Genomic DNA, 16,195 nt, shown 5'->3' on the forward strand with positions numbered 1-16,195 from the left:
GCAAATGGACCATCGAGGGTCTGCTGAAAGCATTATTGCAAGTAGGTTAGAACGTTACGACATACGTCAGTTGTCAGGCCTGTGTTAGCAGGCTGTGGAGAGTGGTTATCGAAAGGTAGCTGAAAACAGGTGGCACCGCGGGAAAACCGTCCTGATTTTGTGAAAGCAATTTCTGGGCGGTTTTTTGTGTATATGTAAAAGTGAGGAAAACTTATGACAAATGATCAACGTTACTTTGGCCAATATGGTGGTCAGTTTATTCCAGAGTTACTAATGCCGGCAGTTAACGAAGTGGCGGAAGCTTTTCATCACTATCGTCAGGATCCAGATTTTCAATCTGAACTTAAAGATTTATTGATTAATTATGCCAATCGTCCTTCCCTGCTTTATCATGCTAAGAATATGTCCAAGGACCTAGGTGGGGCACAGATTTACCTTAAACGTGAAGATTTAAACCATACCGGTGCTCATAAGATTAACAATGTCTTGGGGCAGGCTCTGATTGCTAAAAAAATGGGGAAGACCCGTCTGATTGCCGAAACGGGTGCTGGTCAACACGGGGTCGCCACAGCGACGGCGGCTGCTCTCTTTGATATGGAATGTGAGATTTTCATGGGGAAGGAAGATACTGATCGTCAGGCCTTAAATGTTTATCGAATGGAACTGTTGGGTGCTAAGGTTAACGCCGTCACAACCGGTACACAGGTTCTAAAAGATGCCGTAAATGCGACTTTCCAGGATTGGACTCAGCGAATTGATGACACTTTTTATGTTTTAGGATCAGCAGTTGGCCCTTATCCATTTCCTGAAATGGTGAAATATTTCCAGTCAGTCATTAGTGAAGAGGCTCGTCAGCAGTTCTTAGATCAAACTGGTCGTTTGCCAGATGCGGTCTTGGCCTGTGTTGGTGGTGGCTCCAATGCAATTGGTTCCTTCGCTAACTTTGTCGATGATCCCGAAGTGCAGTTGATTGGGGTCGAAGCTGCTGGTAAAGGGGTTGATACCGACCAAACTGCGGCCACGATGGCCCGAGGTTCGATTGGTATTTTCCATGGGATGAAGTCAGAATTCTTACAGTCATCTGATGGACAAATTGACCCAGTTTATAGTATTTCTGCCGGCCTAGATTATCCAGGAATTGGCCCAGAACACGCATACCTGCGGGATATTGATCGCGCCCAGTATGTACCGGCTACTGATGATGAGGCCGTGGAAGCCTTTGAGTATATTGCCAAACAAGAAGGAATTATCGCTGCTATTGAAAGTTCCCATGCCTTGGCCTATGCCATGAAATTAGCGCCAACTATGCGCCCTGATCAACAGATTATGGTGACCTTGAGTGGTCGTGGGGATAAAGATGTTGCTGCCATTGCCCGCTACAAAGGAGTTGATTTACATGAGTAAAATGCAAGCTGCTTTAAAAACTTTATCGCTGCGACAAGATTTGAGTGCTCAAATGGCTCAAGCAGTTATGAACGAAATTATGTCGGGGCAGGCTTCAGACATTGAAATTGCTGCTTATTTAATGGGCTTGGCAGTGAAAAATGAATCGATTCCAGAAATAACTGGTTCAGCTCAGGCTATGATTGACCATAGTATTAAAATTCCAGCTGAACTACAGGCTATGGATATTGTCGGCACTGGCGGTGATATGTCTAACACATTTAACATTTCGACAACGGCCAGCTTTATCGTTTCGGCTGCAGGAGTCCCAGTGGTTAAGCATGGAAACCGGGCAGCGAGTTCTAAGTCGGGGACAGCTGATGCCCTAGAAGCATTGGGCATTAATATTGACCTCAATCCCGAGCAGGCTACTCAGGTGCTTAAGGAAGTTGGTCAAACTTTCTTATTTGCCCGGACGTATCACCCAGCCATGAAATATGTTGCCCAGGTTCGTAAGGCGCTTGGTTTCCGAACGGTCTTTAATGTGTTAGGTCCTTTGGTTAATCCTACTCGGCCTCAGAGCATGCTAATGGGTGTTTACTCTAAGCATCTTTTAGTGCCATTGGCTCATGTTTTAAATGAATTGGGTGTTAAAAATGCTATTTTGGTCAACGGGCAAGACGGCTTAGACGAAGTTACCCTGACAACTAAAACCGATATGGCAATTTTGCGGAATGGTCAGGTTAGTGAAGCGGTTTTTGATCCGACGGAATTTGGTTTTGAAACTTGTGATTTGACGGAATTGCAAGGGGGCGAGCCAGCCGATAATGCCCAGATTACTAATGCTATTTTGGCGGGCAAATTAGCTGGCCCAAAGACTGACGTTGTCCTAATTAACGCTGCTATGGCCCTGTTAGCCGACCAAAAAGTAGCTAACTTTAAAGAAGGTTTGGCATTAGCTCAGGGCTTGCTCTACGATGGTTCGGCCTATCAGCAACTAGCTAAGCTACGCACGGCTACTAAGGAGGCTTGATATGATTTTAGATGACCTAGTGGCCGCTACTAAAAAAAATATGGCTCGGCGCCAAGATCAAGTATCCTTAGTTGATTTAAAGGCTCAGATCGAAAAAGCAGCCAATCAACTACCAGAGTTTGTGTTAAATCAAAAGTTAGCGCAAGCACCGATTACGGTTATTGCTGAAATTAAGCAGGCTTCACCATCTAAAGGGCAAATTGTTCCTAGTGAAGCGTTTGATTATCAACAAATTGCTCGTGATTACACGCAGGCCAAAGTGGACATGATTTCGGTCTTAACCGAAGAAGATTATTTTAAAGGATCCTTGGATATTTTAAAGGCGGTCGTGGCCACAACCAATGTTCCTATTTTGCGCAAGGACTTCACCATTGACCCGTACATGATTTATGAAGCTAAAGCAGCTGGTGCCAGTGCTATTTTGTTAATTGTGGCAATTTTATCGGATCAGCAGTTAACCGATTACCTGGCTTTGGCGCAAGAATTAGGATTATCAGCGATTGTCGAAGCCCATGACCAAGATGAAATTAAACGAGCTGTGCAAGCTGGGGCGGAAATTATTGGCGTGAATAATCGTAATTTGAAGGACTTTACGGTTGATTTTGGCAATACACAACGTCTCCGTGAAAATATTCCAGCCAATATTGCTGTAATTTCTGAATCAGGGATTCAAAGTCGTAGTGATGTGTTGCAGTTAGAGCAAGCCGGGATTAACGGTATTTTAGTTGGTGAAACTTTTATGAAAGCGCCGGATAAAGTTGCTGAAATTAATCATTTACGAGGCTTTAGCCATGACCAAGATTAAGCTTTGTGGCAATTTTCGTTTGGCTGATGTGACTTATTTAAATCAAGTCCGACCTGATTTTGCTGGGATTATTTTGGCTCCCGGTTACCGGCGCAGTGTCAATCGTAACTTAGCACAAGCCATGCGACAGGACTTAGACCCAAAAATACCGTTAGTTGGGGTGTTTGTTAATCAAACTTTAGCTGAAATTTTAGCTTATCAAGGGATTATTCAGTATGTACAGTTGCATGGTCAAGAAGATGAACAATTGGTCGCTCAGCTACAAGCAGCCGGACTGCCAGTGATTCAAGTCATGCAACCAAGCCAACAGGTTACTACCCAAGCCGATTATCGTTTAGTTGATGCCGGTGCTGGTAGTGGTCAGAATTTTGATTGGCAATTATTAGAAGCCAGTCCAACGCCAACTATCTTGGCTGGTGGTTTGAACGTTGATAATTTGGTTACAGCCATTGACCAAACGCAACCAGCTGTCGTTGATATATCTTCAGGAAGTGAAGTGGCTGGTCTCAAGGACTTAGCCACCATGCAACGCTTAGTACAAATAGTAAGGGAGTTATCATGAAATCATTAACCCAAACATTACAAGACAAGGGCAACTTTATCGGCTTTACCGTCGTTGGGGACCCTGATTTTGACCATACCGTTGAGTACGTAGTGGATATGGCTCAAGCTGGTGCCGATGTGGTCGAGCTAGGCATTGCCTTTAGTGATCCCAGTGCCGATGGCCCAACCATTTTAAGCGCTGATCAACGAGCTTTAGATAATGGCTCAACGACTGCTAAAGTGTTTGAAACGGTAGCTAAAATTCGCCAAAAAACCGACGTACCGCTAGTATTTTTAACTTATACCAATATTGTTTTTAAACACGGTTATGAAAAATTTTTGGCTCAAATGCAGGCTTTTGATGTGCAAGGAATTATTTTGCCGGATTTGCCATTGGAAGAGCAGGGCGAGTTCCTAGCTTTAGCTAAGCAGTATGAACGGGATTTGATTCAGTTAGTAACTAGTCAGTCGGGCGATCGTTTGCCAGCTATCTTGAAAAATGCCTCTGGTTTCGTATATGTAGTTTCTTCGCTAGGAATTACAGGTACGCGACAAAAACTTTCAAACGAAGCCAATCAATTAATTGAGCAAATTCGCCAGTATAGTAATATTTCGGTGGCGGTCGGTTTTGGCATTAGTCAAGTTGAGCAAGCTCGTCAGTTCCCAGCGGCCAATGCCATCATCGTTGGTTCAGCAATTGTTGATATCATCGCCCAGCATCCCCATGATGCCGGTCCTTATTTGACTGAATTCATTATCAAAATGAAAGAGGCTCAAAATGCGTAAAGTAAAAATCATTGACGCCGATACCACCACGGTGGTTAGTGCCTATTTCCGCCTGCGTGGTAAGCACAGCTTCATGCTGGAATCTATGGGCCACCAAGCAGAATCATCGCGCTATTCAGTAATTGCCTTAGATCCAGTGCACGAATTTGAATCAACTGGTCATACGGTAGTGATTGACGGCCAAGCCAAAACTACCGATGATCCACTGCAGGCGTTGCAAGAATTAGTTGTTCATCAGGATGAGCCGATTGAAGGTTTGCCATTCCAGGGTGGGGCAATTGGCTATGTTGGTTTTGATACAATTGCCGTTTATGAAAAATTAGGTAAGCAGCCAGTTAATGACCTCGGTATGCCTGATACCCATTTATTCTTATATGAAACCTTTGTCGTGTTCGATCATCAAGCGCAAACCATGACCCTAGTGGCTGATAATGTTTATTCTGGTCGGACGGATTTGAACCAGGTGATTGCAAACTTGGAAGTTAAGTTGCATCAGGTTAGTCCGGATGAAGCTCAACAGGTCTATTTACATGAGTTAAAGCCAGAATCTAATATGACGCCCGCACAGTTTGAAGCGATAGTCGAACGGGCCAAGGAGCTAATTACTGATGGTGATATGTTCCAAATCGTGCCATCTCAGCGGTTCTCTTTTGATTTTGTTGACCAGCCCTTTGACTTTTATCGTCAATTACGGCGGTCAAATCCATCCCCTTATATGTATTTTCTAGACTATGGTGATTACCAGATTATTGGTGCTTCACCAGAGAGTTTGGTAACGGTTCGAGGGGATGTTGTCACAACTAATCCGATTGCCGGTACCCGTAAGCGCAGTGCTGATCCAATTGTTGACCAGGAAATGGCTGATGATTTGCTTAGCAATGAAAAGGAGTTAGCTGAGCATCGCATGTTGGTTGATCTGGGTCGTAATGATATTGGTAAGGTCAGTGAATACGGCTCCGTGCAGGTTACCCGTTTGTTGGATATTGAAAAATATCGCTACGTCATGCATTTAGTGTCAGAAGTCCAGGGGAAATTAAAGGCTGATACACCAGCGATTGCTGCTTTAAAGGCAACCTTGCCAGCTGGTACCGTTTCGGGGGCTCCAAAAGTACGGGCTTTGCAACGCTTGTATGAAATGGAACCAGTTAAACGAGGTGTTTATGCCGGGGCGGTTGGTTATTTGTCCCAGGATAATCAAATGGATTTTGCCATTGGGATTCGAACGATGGTTGTCAAGAATAAGAAGGGCTACGTCCAAGCAGGTGCCGGAATTGTCTATGACTCAATTGCGGCCAATGAATATCAAGAAACGCTCAATAAGGCTCGGGCCTTGTTGCATGTCGGAGGTTTATCATGATTTTACTTGTCGATAATTACGATTCTTTTACCTATAATCTAGCTCAAATTGTCGGTCAGTTAACTGAAGTCCAAGTTTTACGCAATGATGATCCAGAATTGGAAGCCGTTGCCCAACAGGCCGATGGCATTATCTTTTCCCCGGGTCCAGGTTCACCCGATCAAGCCGGTCAGATGGAAGCACTGATTAAAGAACATGCCGAAGATAAACCGATGTTAGGTATTTGCCTAGGCCATCAAGCAATTGGCGAAGTCTTTGGCGGTCAGGTCGCCCATGCTCCAGAAATTCGCCACGGTAAGATGTCGCAGATGAAGACTAGTCAGTCCAAGCTGTTCGATGAAGCGCCAGATGTCGATATTATGCGTTATCATTCCTTGATTGTTGATAAAAATCACTTGCCCGCTCATTTCAAAGTGACGGGCGTCGCTACTGATGATGGGGAAGTGATGGCCATTGAGCATGATAGCTTGCCAATTTATGGGGTGCAATTCCACCCAGAATCAATCGGCACACCCGCTGGTCAGGAAATGATCAAACGTTTTGTGACAGAAGTTGAAGGGAAGTAAAAAACCAGCCGAGGGGCTGGTTTTTTGATTAAATTGTAGTGTGATTGTAGTGAGCCCAACAAGAATAAATCGTAACAGTCTTTGTCGCTTTATCAATGGTGTATACCACACGATGCTGACTATTAATCCGCCTAGAATAGAAGCCGTTTCAGCTATTAATCATCAGCAAGATTTAATTAAAGTGATGGGGGATAAGGCAACTTCTAGTGATTTAGCGGAGGCCCTGGCTAGCAATACTAAAATTATTGCTACTACAATTCATAAATTTGCCCAAATTAATAAATCTGATTGGATGACTGCCGGACCAACCGCTGATAAAAATTTTGCTATTTTAATTGATGAGGCGCATAGTTCAACGACTGGTTCCTATATGAGTGCCGTTAGCCAAGTATTAACTGAAACGGATGTTGCAGATGGTAGCATTGATGAAGTTCAAGAGGTGTCAACTGGCGATGTAATTGAACAAGAAATTGCCCGTACGGGAAAACAAGACAATGTTTCGATTATCGCCTTTACAGCCACACCAAAGGCTACAACCTTACAATTATTTGGAACGACAACAGAAGATGGTATTGGTAAAGAGCCATTTGATGTTTACTCCATGAAACAAGCCATCGAAGAGGGCTTCATACTGGATGTTTTAAATAACTATGTCACTTATGAAACTTATTATAAGCTCAATAAATCGATTGAAGCAGATCCAGAATTTAAGTCCACCATTGCTAAACGTAGGATTGCTAAGTTCGTTGAATTATCAGACGAGAATATTAGAGGTAAGGTTGAAATTATCATGGATCACTTTGTGACCCACGATATTATGGCTGAGCTTGGTGGTAATGGCAAGGCAATGATTGTAACTTCTGGACGAGAGGCAGCCGTTAAGTATCAACAAGCCTTTAAACGCTATATGAAGGAACATCATATCACTAGTATTGAAGCCATTATTGCTTTTTCGGGTAAAGTTGATTTAGATAACCAAGAATTTACCGAAGCAGGCATGAACGGATTTAGTGAAGAGAGCCTTAAGGATAAGTTTGATAGTGAGCAGTACCAAGTATTAATTGTGGCTAATAAGTATCAAACTGGTTTTGACCAACCAAAATTAGTAGCCATGTATGTTGATAAGAAATTAAGAGATGTTGCTGCTGTACAGACCTTGTCACGATTAAATCGGATTGTTAAGGGCTACAATAAGAAGACTTTTATTTTAGATTTTAAAAATTCTTATGATGACATTAATAAGTCTTTTGCGCCTTACTATCGGAAAACGGTTCTATCAGAAACCATTTCACCTGCTGATATTTTAGAATTAGAGCGTAAAATTGATAGTTATGAAATTTTAGATAGTGACATAGTTCATGAATTTAATAATTTTTTGTACCAACCTAAACGTAATAGTCGAGATAAACAGAAGATGACAGCCTTGTTGAATCAAGGTTATGCTAGGGTCCAACGTTTTGATGAAAAAGAACAATTGAATATCAAAAAAGATATTCGTAGTTTCATTAGAATGTATACTTTCTTAATTCAGGCCACTGCTTATCAAAATGAAGTTCTGCACGAAAAATATAATTATCTCCAATCATTAGTTAAAATGATTGATGTACGTTTGGGTAATGATGATTTCACTATTGCGGATAAAATTGTCGTTGATTATATGCGCCATAAGCAAACTGGAGAATTTCATGTAGCTGAGATGCCCGCTGAATATCAGATTAAACTTAACAAACCAAGTATTAGTGACATTTCTGAAGATCAGGAGAAAAAACTTTCTGAAATTATCGAAGAAATTAATGAACAACTTGAATTAGATATTGATGGCACAGTAGGGGTCACAGGAGCCATAGCTGTCAGAGAATTGATGAAGAAAAATCAAAAGTTGAAACAATCGGCCCAGGTTAATTCACGAGATGATTTTAAGTTTACTTTCAATGATGAGATTGATACGGCTTTAACTGACGGTTATGCTCAAAACCAGGATTTCTTCCAGGTGTTATTAAATAACGATGATTTTAAGAAACGTGTTGCCCAAGTTTTTGTTGATGATGTTTATAGAAGTTTAAAAGAAAAAGTATGATTTTGATTAAAAAACGACCTTAACCGGTCGTTTTTCTTATTTTTCAGATAACGCTTACATTTTTCACAAAATTATCACCTAAAATCTCTCAAAAGTGGCATAATGGACTAGAGGAACCATTTTGGTACTATTGAAATTTAAAGAGGTAAATATTATGTCAGCAGTTGAAGAATTAACCAACGTTGTCGGCAAGCATCACATTATCACCGACGCATCTAAGTCATTGCGCTACCGTAAGGGATATCGTAGTGGACGGGGGGACGCTCTTGCAGTTGTCTTGCCTGGTACGTTGATGGAATTGTGGCAAGTCCTCAAAATTTTGCATGATCATAACATTATTATCATTATGCAGGCTTCTAACACCAGCCTAACTGAAGGCTCAATTCCAGCACCTGGTTACGATCGTGAATGTGTTGTGGTTAATGGTAGCCGAATTAAGGGTGTACAACTTCTCAATGAAGGGAAAGAAGTTTTGGCCTTTCCTGGAACAACTTTGTACAAATTGGAAAACACCCTTAAGACTGTCAATCGTGAGCCTCACTCTGTGATTGGCTCATCTAATTTGGGTGCTTCGGTTATTGGTGGTATTAACAATAATTCGGGTGGTGCTTTGATTCAACGTGGTCCAGCCTATACCGAATTGGCTCTGTATGCACAGATTGATAAGAATGATGAACTGCATTTGGTCAACCACTTGGGTATTGACCTAGGTAGCACACCGGAAGAGATGATTACCAATTTGGAAAATCGTAATTTTGATATCGACCATGTAGTTGATGACAAAGAACGAGTAGGCCACAACCGTGATTACGAAAAGCGTGTTCGTGATGTTGAAGCTGATACACCAACTCGTTATAACGCCGATCCAGAAGAACTTTATGAAGTTTCTGGTTCATCTGGAAAATTGGCTGCTTTTGCGGTTCGTTTGGACACTTTCCCTAAAGCTGAAGATTCTCAAGTCTTCTACATTGGAACTAATGACCCAGCTGTCTTAGAGCGCTTGCGTCGACACATTCTAACAGAGTTCAAGCATTTGCCAGTTTCTGGTGAGTACATGCATAAGGTTGCTTATGACATGGCTAAGAAGTATGGTAAAGACTCCCTAATCGTCATTGATACGATTGGTACGAATGCCTTGCCTTATCTATTTGGTATGAAGTCGACTACTGAACGGATTCTGGACCACGTGCCAACGTTTAAGCCATATTTCCCTGATCGTGTTTTGCAGCATATGGGTCAGATTTTCCCTAATCAATTGCCAAAACGGATGGATGAATATGCTGAAAGGTATGATCATTACTTGCAGTTGAAAATGGCTGGCGACGATGCTATTCAAGAAGCGCGTGAGTTCTTGAAGCCCTTCTTTGAAAAAGAAGAAGGGGACTACTTCGAGGCGACCCCTAAGGAAGCCGATCGTGTTGCCACCCACCGCTATGTGACGGCGGGGGTTGCCATTCGTTATTCGGAAGTCTTCCAAGATGATAAAATTGAAATCTTGCCTTTGGATATCGCCTTGCCACGAAATGAATTCGATTGGTTTGAGCATTTACCTAAAGAAATCGAAGACAAGATTGAATACAAGATTTATTATGGCCACTTCCTCGACCACGTTATGCACCAAGACTACATCTTGAAAAAGGGTGTTAAGGCTCATGATGTGAAGGTTGAAATGTTGAAGTTGTTGGACGAGCGTAATGCGATTTATCCAGCTGAGCATAACGTAGGTCATTTGTACCACGCTGCACCAGCCTTGGTTGAACACTATATGCGTAATGATCCAACCAACAGTTTTAACCCTGGAATTGGTTTAACTACCATGGAAAAGTACTGGGGTAAGTACTAAGCTATTTGAAAAGCGGCCAATTAGGTCGTTTTTTATTTGGTCAATTTGAAATTTATCGTGCAATGGTGCATAATGGCATTTACAAATTAATGCCAAAGGAGGGCTAGCATATGACAGTCATTGACTTTAATGGCATACAATTACCCAACATTGGTATTGGTACTTGGCATATGGGCAGTGATCATCGGCGCTTTCAAATTGAGCGTGACACTATCCAAACCGGGATTGAACATGGTGCCACAGTGATTGATACTGCTGAAATGTATGGCAATGGCGATTCTGAAATATTAGTGGGCAATGCCATTGCCCCCTATAATCGTCAGCAACTGTTTTTAATTTCTAAATTTTATCCACAACATGCATTGAAACCTTCTTTATCGCAAGCTTTAACGGCTAGTTTAGCGCGATTACAAACGACCTATTTGGATTTGTATCTCTATCATTGGCGGGGTGAGGCACCATTAAATCAGACTGTTGCTGAATTACAAGCTTTACAGGCAAGTGGTAAGATTCGGCACTGGGGTGTGTCAAATTTTGATTTGGCGGATATGCAAGAATTATTGGATCAGCCAGGTGGTAAAACAGTTTTTGCCAATGAAGATCTCTATAATTTAGGAGAACGAGGAATTGAGTATTCCCTAATTCCTTGGCAAAATCAACGGCAAATTCCTTTGATTGCCTATTCACCAATTGATGCAGGTGATTCGCGTCATCATAATTTAGCGACGAATCCCACAGTACAAACATTAGCTAGTAAATATCGGGTAACACCATATCAAATTTTACTGGCTTGGACTGTCCGTAATCAACAGACTTTAGCTATTCCGCAAACTAGCAATCCAGACCACATGTTAGAAAATATTGTGGCCGGTAATTTAACTTTAGCAGCAGATGACCTAGCCGCTTTGGATCAAGTTTTTCCCAAGCCAAATCGGAAAGAACCACTTGCAGTCATTTAAAATATTAAAGGAATGATATCCATGGAATTTCAAAAAGTGTTGGCAGAGCGTCGCGCAACTCGTGCCTTTACTGATCAACCTATTGCGCTTGATGATTTACAGCAAATTGTTCAGCTAGCCCAGCAGGCACCTTCATGGGTTAACAGTCAGCCCGTTCGAGTAACCATTGCTACCGGAGACACATTAGCTAAAATGCGAAGGCAACATGCCCAATTGAATCATAATCAAGAGGTACACAGTCATTCAGTGATTCCATACCGACCTAAAAATGAGTGGGATTCGGCCGCTCAAGCCAATATGGATGATTGGTTTGAAGGTAATATTGAGCAAGTCGGCATTGATTGGCGCCAACTTTCCACAGCCGCTGCCGACCAACTGTACAATGCCCAAGCAATTGTCTACCTGACTTTGCCTAAAAATTATTCCGAATGGTCTCTCATTGACACGGGTGCTTTTAGTCAAAATATTATGTCGGCTGCTTTGGATCGAGGAATTGCCTCAATTCCAGCCTTTGAATTTGTGAAATATGCCGATGCTTTACGTACTAATATACAGCTACCTGATGGGCAAGTGCCTATTGTAGGAATTGGTTTGGGCTATGCCGATCAAGCTGCTGCTATCAATAAGATTCATGCCAATCGAATGCCGGTGGATGAAGTCTTAACTATTTTAAAATAACGGAGAAATTTTCATGAAAGATACAATTTTTGTTAAAGCTGGTAAAGTTGAAATTCAAGATGTTGAAATGCCTAAGATACAAGCAGATGACGATGTCATTATTCATGTCTTGATGGCTTGTGTTTGTGGATCAGATTTATGGGCTTATCGTGGTCTTGATGACAAGCAAACCAATTCTCAAAATGGTGGACATGAGGCCATTGGAATTGTCGAGGCAGCAGGATCGGCTATCAATACTGTGAAACCTGGTGACTTCGTGATTGCGCCATTTGACCATGGATGTGGACACTGTGCTGCTTGCCTAGCGGGGTATGAGGGGAGCTGCCTATCTCATTCTGATAATTTTTCTTCTGGAAATCAGGCCGAATACATTCGCTATCAACATGGTAACTGGGCGCTAGTTAAAATACCCGGTCAGCCAAAAGACTATACACCAGCAATGATTGATTCTTTCTTAACTTTAGCTGATGTTATGCCTACTGGTTACCATGCTGCTCGGACTGCTCGTGTTGGACAGGGAGACACAGTCGTAGTTATTGGTGATGGTGCTGTTGGCTTGTGTGGGGTTATTGCTGCTAAAATGCGCGGTGCTAAGCGCATTATTGCCATGAGTCGCCATGCTGATCGGCAGAAGTTGGCTTTAGAATTCGGTGCAACTGATATTATTGCCGACCGTGGTGATGAAGCGGTTCAAAAAGTTATGGCACTCACTAATGGGGCTGGTGCCGATGCGGTGCTTGAATGCGTTGGAACTGAACAATCAACGGCAACTGCCTTTGCAGTTGCTCGTCCGGGCGCCACAGTTGGTCGAGTAGGACTTCCTCATGGTAAGGATCAGGATTTAAGTACAACCTTTAGAAAAAATATTGCTATTGCTGGTGGTCCCGCTTCAGTGACGACGTATGATAAGAAAGTTTTGTTACGGGCAGTTTTGAATGGTGAAATTAATCCAGGTAAAGTTTTCACCGCTTCGTTTACCTTGAACAAAATTAATGATGCTTATCAGGCCATGGTTAATCGAGAAGCCATCAAATCTGCCGTTGTGGTGAGTCCTGCTGATTTACCAAATTAAAGGAGAATTATTTTGCATACTACTTTAGTAATCGGAGCACATGGAAAAGTCGGACAGCTATTAGTCCGTGATTTGGCTCAAGCTGGTCATCACGTGTTAGCTGGTTTTCGTCATGAAAGTCAATTCGAGAGTGTCGCTAAGTTGGACAATGTGACGCCTGTTGTGTTTGACTTACAAGCGCTACCAACTGATATGGCTGATTTTTACCAAGAACATGATTTAGATGAAATTGTTTTCACTGCTGGAGCGGGTGGGGCTAGTGATGCCTTAACCACTCAAATTGATTTAGATGGTGCTATTAAGTCCATGGATGCAGCGCAGGTTTCCGGAGTTAAACGTTACATTATGATCTCTGCCGCAGGTGCTGATGATCGTAATCGTTGGGTTCGATCTGGTATCTATACCTATTTCATGATGAAGCATTATGCTGACCGCTTCTTAAAGGCTAGTGATTTAGACTACACAATTGTGCGACCAACGACGCTAACCAACGAAGCTGGTGCTGGTAAGATTGAAACGACGTTTAATTTGGATCAGTCTGGTCTTGCCATTCCACGTGCTGACGTGGCCAGCTTCGTCACGGCCATCATTGACCAGCCTCAAACACAACGTCAGGTATATGAAATTTCCGCTGGGAACCAACCCATTAATCAAGCATTTTAGAAACCAACTATGACTCAAAAAATTTTAATTGTTTTAACCAACGTCCCTACCTATGGAGAGGCTGACGATGCAACTGGGCTTTGGCTGGGCGAAGCCACTGAATTTATTGATGAATTTAAAGATAGTGAAGTTGCCTTTGATTATGTTAGTCCTCATGGTGGTTATGTGCCGGTTGATCCCCGTAGTTTAAAGTTCGCTGATGAAAATATTTTTGACTATTATCGATCAACTGATTTTCAAAATCGCGCTCTACGGAATTCCAAACGCCCAGTTGAAATTAACCCAGCTGATTATGTTGCAATTTACTATACTGGCGGACATGGTGTTATGTGGGATTTTCCTCATGATAATGGTCTAGCTCAAATCGCCCAAACAATTTACCAGCAAGGGGGTTATTTGGCATCAGTTTGTCACGGAATAGCTGGCTTATTGTTCTTACAAGATGACCAGGGACAATTCTTGATTGCTGGCAAAAAAATAACTGGTTTTACCACTACGGAAGAATATCTAAGTGGTAAATTTAAAAAAATTCCTTTTTGGAACGAAAAAGTTGCCCAAGAACAGGGGGCTAGTTTCAAAAAGGCTCGAGCTTACAAGCCTTTTGCCATTCAAGATGGTCGAATTATTACTGGACAGAATCCATTTTCACCACGACAAACGGCTCGTTTACTTCGGGCTGCTATCCAATAAAAAAAGCCACCGCAGGGTGGCTTTTATAGTATGTCCATGATTTCGTCAAGGGTATGAACTTCATAAGTGGGGTCAATGTTTTCTGGTGTGGAGGTACCATGATGGTTAATCCACAAGGTAGCGATACCGTAATTATTACCGCCCAAAATATCAGTATAGAGACCATCACCAATCATCATAGTGTTATCCAAGGTCATTTCAGGATTATCTTGAAAAATTTGATCAAAGAAACTGGCTTGTGGCTTTTTGCTGCCCATTTCTTCAGAAATATAAATCTGATCAAAATAGTGTTCGATATCAGTCTTTTTCAAGCGCATTCGTTGGAGCTCCGCCTGGCCATTCGTACCGGCAATTAATGTATACCTACGACTCAATTCATTTAAAATATGCTTAGCATGGGGGAGAATTCGATAATTATGCAAAATCATCTCATAATACTTGGATTCTAAATCCATCCCACTCCCTTCCAAGTTCAAGGCTTCCAAGGTTTTAGTAAAACGAACTTGAAAAATTTCGTTACGAGGAATTTTCCCCATCTCGTATTGATTCCAAAGCTTGCGGTTAATCCCACGATAGGTATCAATAGCCTTTGTTAGTTCGTTTCCAGTTAAGCCGATTCCTGCAAAGAGTCGTCGAATATTAACGGCTTCACCACCTGAGAAATCTAAGACAGTGTCATCTAAATCAAAAATTAAATATTTATACACGGTTGTTACCACCCTAAAATTTTTACAATCTTAGTATTAGTTTACCATGTCTAGACCTATTAGGTTAAGAGTGCAGGATAACGTAATCGACCGTACGAATAGCCGATAGATCCTTGCCACCGGCATAAGAAATTGATGATTGTAAGTCCTCTTTAATTTCAGTTAGAGTATCAGTAATTGGACCACGATAGGGCACTAACAACTGACGACCTTCAACGTTATGGCTAGAACCTTTTTGCACAGCAGACGCTGAACCCCAGTATTTTTTATATTTTTTATGATTCTCTTCGACAACTTCACCGGGTGATTCTAAATGGCCAGCTAGACGAGAGCCAATCATAACCATGGTTACGCCAAAACGAATTGACTTGGCAATATCCCCGTTTTCTCGAATACCACCGTCAGCAATAATAGGCTTAGTGGCTCCTTTAGCACACCATTTTAAAGCAGCCAGTTGCCAACCACCTGTTCCAAAGCCAGTCTTTAATTTCGTAATACAAGCCTTACCAGGGCCGATACCAATTTTAGTTGCATCAGCGCCAGCAGCTTCAATTTCCTTAACAGCCTGAGGAGTACCTAGGTTACCAACGATTAAGAAACTGTTAGGTAACTTTTCCTTAATATAATGAATCATGGCAATCACAAATTCGGAGTGCCCATGAGCCACATCAATCGTAATATATTCTGGGACCAAATTTTTAGCGGCCAAATCATCAATCAATTGGTATTCAGTCTTAGTAATACCGACACTGATTGAAGCAAATAAATTCTTAGCATGCATATCGGCCACAAAATTTAAACGCTCAGCGGGCTTAAAACGATGCATGACATAGAAATAATCGTTACTGGCAAACCAAGTAGCCAATGATTCGTCAATCACGGTCTCCATATTGGCCGCAACTAGGGGAAGTTTAAACTTACGAGAGCCTAAAACTACGCTGGTATCGGCTTCTCGACGGCTTTCAATAATACATTTATTAGGAATCAATTGAACATCATCATAATCAAATACTTGCATTAAAATTCCCCTTTA

15 protein-coding genes and 2 pseudogenes are annotated in these 16,195 nt (G+C 42.0%); 14 read left to right on the forward strand and 3 right to left on the reverse strand.

Annotated elements, in window-relative coordinates; translation table 11 throughout:
- The first annotated feature begins 213 nt into the window (after positions 1-213).
- From trpB to M4974_RS03975, 7 genes are read left to right on the forward strand one after another with little or no spacing between them, the layout of a single operon-like run.
- Complete coding sequence (gene trpB, locus M4974_RS03945) at positions 214-1,404, forward strand: tryptophan synthase subunit beta (protein ID WP_248706167.1); 1,191 nt, start codon at positions 214-216, stop codon at positions 1,402-1,404.
- Positions 1,397-2,416 (forward strand): anthranilate phosphoribosyltransferase, encoded by a 1,020-nt coding sequence (gene trpD / locus M4974_RS03950; RefSeq protein ID WP_248706166.1) that lies wholly within the window; start codon positions 1,397-1,399, stop codon positions 2,414-2,416. The genes trpB and trpD overlap by 8 nt, the downstream gene beginning before the upstream one ends.
- A 1-nt stretch (position 2,417) precedes the next feature.
- Positions 2,418-3,221 (forward strand): indole-3-glycerol phosphate synthase TrpC, encoded by an 804-nt coding sequence (gene trpC, locus M4974_RS03955; protein ID WP_248706165.1) that lies wholly within the window; start codon positions 2,418-2,420, stop codon positions 3,219-3,221.
- Positions 3,208-3,783, forward strand: a complete 576-nt coding sequence (locus M4974_RS03960) for a phosphoribosylanthranilate isomerase (protein WP_248706164.1) — start codon at positions 3,208-3,210, stop codon at positions 3,781-3,783. Before trpC ends, M4974_RS03960 begins: the two co-directional genes overlap by 14 nt.
- Positions 3,780-4,550 carry a tryptophan synthase subunit alpha gene (trpA, locus tag M4974_RS03965; RefSeq protein ID WP_248715769.1) on the forward strand — a complete coding sequence of 257 codons (771 nt, stop codon included), beginning with the start codon at positions 3,780-3,782 and terminating at the stop codon, positions 4,548-4,550. Before M4974_RS03960 ends, trpA begins: the two co-directional genes overlap by 4 nt.
- Positions 4,543-5,907: an anthranilate synthase component I gene (trpE, locus tag M4974_RS03970; RefSeq protein ID WP_248706162.1), complete on the forward strand. Its 1,365-nt coding sequence runs from the start codon at positions 4,543-4,545 to the stop codon at positions 5,905-5,907. The genes trpA and trpE overlap by 8 nt, the downstream gene beginning before the upstream one ends.
- Positions 5,904-6,473: an anthranilate synthase component II gene (locus M4974_RS03975; protein WP_248706161.1), complete on the forward strand. Its 570-nt coding sequence runs from the start codon at positions 5,904-5,906 to the stop codon at positions 6,471-6,473. The genes trpE and M4974_RS03975 overlap by 4 nt, the downstream gene beginning before the upstream one ends.
- A 28-nt stretch (positions 6,474-6,501) precedes the next feature.
- On the opposite strand, the pseudogene M4974_RS03980 reads toward M4974_RS03975, so the two are convergent.
- Positions 6,502-6,612, reverse strand: a pseudogene (locus M4974_RS03980) (Txe/YoeB family addiction module toxin); the annotation flags it as partial.
- Between the two features lie 3 nt (positions 6,613-6,615).
- Between M4974_RS03980 and M4974_RS03985 the strand changes: the two are divergent.
- The 7 genes and pseudogenes from M4974_RS03985 to M4974_RS04015 all read left to right on the forward strand — a co-directional run.
- A pseudogene (locus M4974_RS03985) lies at positions 6,616-8,550 on the forward strand (type I restriction enzyme subunit R domain-containing protein); the annotation flags it as partial.
- A 154-nt stretch (positions 8,551-8,704) separates the two neighbouring features.
- On the forward strand, positions 8,705-10,393 hold the full coding sequence (gene dld, locus M4974_RS03990) for a D-lactate dehydrogenase (RefSeq protein WP_248706160.1): 1,689 nt from the start codon (positions 8,705-8,707) through the stop codon (positions 10,391-10,393).
- Between the two features lie 110 nt (positions 10,394-10,503).
- Positions 10,504-11,352, forward strand: a complete 849-nt coding sequence (locus M4974_RS03995) for an aldo/keto reductase (protein ID WP_248715770.1) — start codon at positions 10,504-10,506, stop codon at positions 11,350-11,352.
- Between the two features lie 21 nt (positions 11,353-11,373).
- A complete protein-coding gene (locus tag M4974_RS04000; protein ID WP_248706158.1) occupies positions 11,374-12,030 on the forward strand; it encodes a nitroreductase in 657 nt (218 codons plus the stop codon).
- A gap of 13 nt (positions 12,031-12,043) precedes the next feature.
- Entirely contained in the window at positions 12,044-13,102 is a 1,059-nt protein-coding gene (locus M4974_RS04005; RefSeq protein WP_248706157.1) for a zinc-binding dehydrogenase, read from the forward strand.
- A gap of 12 nt (positions 13,103-13,114) precedes the next feature.
- Positions 13,115-13,765: an SDR family oxidoreductase gene (locus M4974_RS04010; RefSeq protein ID WP_248706156.1), complete on the forward strand. Its 651-nt coding sequence runs from the start codon at positions 13,115-13,117 to the stop codon at positions 13,763-13,765.
- A gap of 9 nt (positions 13,766-13,774) precedes the next feature.
- Positions 13,775-14,455: a type 1 glutamine amidotransferase domain-containing protein gene (locus M4974_RS04015; protein ID WP_248706155.1), complete on the forward strand. Its 681-nt coding sequence runs from the start codon at positions 13,775-13,777 to the stop codon at positions 14,453-14,455.
- Positions 14,456-14,478: 23 nt separating this feature from the next.
- On the opposite strand, the gene M4974_RS04020 is transcribed toward M4974_RS04015, so the two are convergent.
- Positions 14,479-15,174 carry a YjjG family noncanonical pyrimidine nucleotidase gene (locus tag M4974_RS04020; RefSeq protein WP_248715771.1) on the reverse strand — a complete coding sequence of 232 codons (696 nt, stop codon included), beginning with the start codon at positions 15,172-15,174 and terminating at the stop codon, positions 14,479-14,481.
- Between the two features lie 52 nt (positions 15,175-15,226).
- Positions 15,227-16,180 (reverse strand): GMP reductase, encoded by a 954-nt coding sequence (locus M4974_RS04025; protein ID WP_248706153.1) that lies wholly within the window; start codon positions 16,178-16,180, stop codon positions 15,227-15,229.
- Positions 16,181-16,195 lie beyond the last annotated feature (15 nt).

It is taken from the genome of Convivina praedatoris (genome assembly GCF_933208495.1).
GTDB classification, from domain to species: domain Bacteria; phylum Bacillota; class Bacilli; order Lactobacillales; family Lactobacillaceae; genus Convivina; species Convivina praedatoris.

What these genes read in the sequence shown, in the direction of transcription:
- M4974_RS03995 (WP_248715770.1), top strand. Translation starts at nt 10,504, where the DNA reads ATGACAGTCATTGACTTTAATGGCATACAATTACCCAACATTGGTATT.
- trpC (WP_248706165.1), top strand. Translation starts at nt 2,418, where the DNA reads ATGATTTTAGATGACCTAGTGGCCGCTACTAAAAAAAATATGGCTCGG.
- M4974_RS04005 (WP_248706157.1), top strand. Translation starts at nt 12,044, where the DNA reads ATGAAAGATACAATTTTTGTTAAAGCTGGTAAAGTTGAAATTCAAGAT.
- M4974_RS04015 (WP_248706155.1), top strand. Translation starts at nt 13,775, where the DNA reads ATGACTCAAAAAATTTTAATTGTTTTAACCAACGTCCCTACCTATGGA.
- dld (WP_248706160.1), top strand. Translation starts at nt 8,705, where the DNA reads ATGTCAGCAGTTGAAGAATTAACCAACGTTGTCGGCAAGCATCACATT.
- M4974_RS03960 (WP_248706164.1), top strand. Translation starts at nt 3,208, where the DNA reads ATGACCAAGATTAAGCTTTGTGGCAATTTTCGTTTGGCTGATGTGACT.
- M4974_RS04000 (WP_248706158.1), top strand. Translation starts at nt 11,374, where the DNA reads ATGGAATTTCAAAAAGTGTTGGCAGAGCGTCGCGCAACTCGTGCCTTT.
- M4974_RS04025 (WP_248706153.1), bottom strand. Translation starts at nt 16,180, where the DNA reads ATGCAAGTATTTGATTATGATGATGTTCAATTGATTCCTAATAAATGT.
- trpB (WP_248706167.1), top strand. Translation starts at nt 214, where the DNA reads ATGACAAATGATCAACGTTACTTTGGCCAATATGGTGGTCAGTTTATT.
- M4974_RS03975 (WP_248706161.1), top strand. Translation starts at nt 5,904, where the DNA reads ATGATTTTACTTGTCGATAATTACGATTCTTTTACCTATAATCTAGCT.
- trpA (WP_248715769.1), top strand. Translation starts at nt 3,780, where the DNA reads ATGAAATCATTAACCCAAACATTACAAGACAAGGGCAACTTTATCGGC.
- trpE (WP_248706162.1), top strand. Translation starts at nt 4,543, where the DNA reads ATGCGTAAAGTAAAAATCATTGACGCCGATACCACCACGGTGGTTAGT.
- trpD (WP_248706166.1), top strand. Translation starts at nt 1,397, where the DNA reads ATGAGTAAAATGCAAGCTGCTTTAAAAACTTTATCGCTGCGACAAGAT.